Annotated in this window: 6 tRNA genes and 1 rRNA gene; all 7 read right to left on the reverse strand. The window is 48.2% G+C overall.

The features are described 5' to 3' along the window. Positions 1-89, reverse strand: a tRNA-Leu gene (locus H0185_RS10450). A gap of 7 nt (positions 90-96) precedes the next feature. Next, a tRNA-Gly gene (locus H0185_RS10455) sits at positions 97-171 on the reverse strand. Between the two features lie 29 nt (positions 172-200). Next, positions 201-285 (reverse strand) — tRNA-Leu (locus H0185_RS10460). Positions 286-351: 66 nt separating this feature from the next. After that, positions 352-427 (reverse strand) — tRNA-Lys (locus tag H0185_RS10465). Positions 428-465: 38 nt separating this feature from the next. After that, a tRNA-Thr gene (locus tag H0185_RS10470) sits at positions 466-541 on the reverse strand. Positions 542-578: 37 nt separating this feature from the next. Further along, a tRNA-Val gene (locus tag H0185_RS10475) sits at positions 579-654 on the reverse strand. 10 nt (positions 655-664) lie between these two features. Next, positions 665-780 (reverse strand): 5S ribosomal RNA (gene rrf, locus H0185_RS10480). Positions 781-873: the final 93 nt, after the last annotated feature.

Raw genomic sequence — 873 nt, forward strand, 5'->3', positions numbered from 1 at the left:
TGGTGCCGAGGACCGGAATCGAACCGGTACGGTAGTCACCTACCGCAGGATTTTAAGTCCTGTGCGTCTGCCAGTTCCGCCACCCCGGCATTTCAATGGAGCGGAAGACGGGATTCGAACCCGCGACCCCAACCTTGGCAAGGTTGTATTCTACCACTGAACTACTTCCGCAATTAATTTAATTATAGCAAGAAAAAATTTGGTGCGGGTGAAGGGAGTCGAACCCCCACGCCTCGCGGCGCTAGATCCTAAGTCTAGTGCGTCTGCCAATTCCGCCACACCCGCATATTAATGATTATTTCGCTAGCGCGAAAAAGATGGAAAGTTATTTTCACTAGCGTGAAAAAACTTTGGTGAGCCATGAAGGACTCGAACCTTCGACCCTCTGATTAAAAGTCAGATGCTCTACCAACTGAGCTAATGGCTCTTAAGACTAGTAAGATAAGTTCTACTAGAATTGGAAACTGGTGCCGGCCAGAGGACTTGAACCCCCAACCTACTGATTACAAGTCAGTTGCTCTACCAATTGAGCTAGGCCGGCAAAATGGAATATTATTTTCGCTTACGCGAAAAAATTATGGTGGAGGATGACGGGATCGAACCGCCGACCCTCTGCTTGTAAGGCAGATGCTCTCCCAGCTGAGCTAATCCTCCATATTTTTGAGCCTGGCAACGTCCTACTCTCACAGGGGGAAACCCCCAACTACCATTGGCGCTGAGAAGCTTAACTTCCGTGTTCGGCATGGGAACGGGTGTGACCTTCTCGCTATCGCCACCAGACGCGGGAAGGAAAGGGGAGATATTTTGCTTACGCAAAAATCTTTGTTCCCTCAAAACTAGATAATGTGTAAGAAGTAAAAGTAATACTTGTAT

The sequence above is a fragment of the Mesobacillus maritimus genome, from assembly GCF_019749255.1.
Taxonomy (GTDB): Bacteria; Bacillota; Bacilli; order Bacillales; family Cytobacillaceae; genus Mesobacillus_B; species Mesobacillus_B maritimus_A.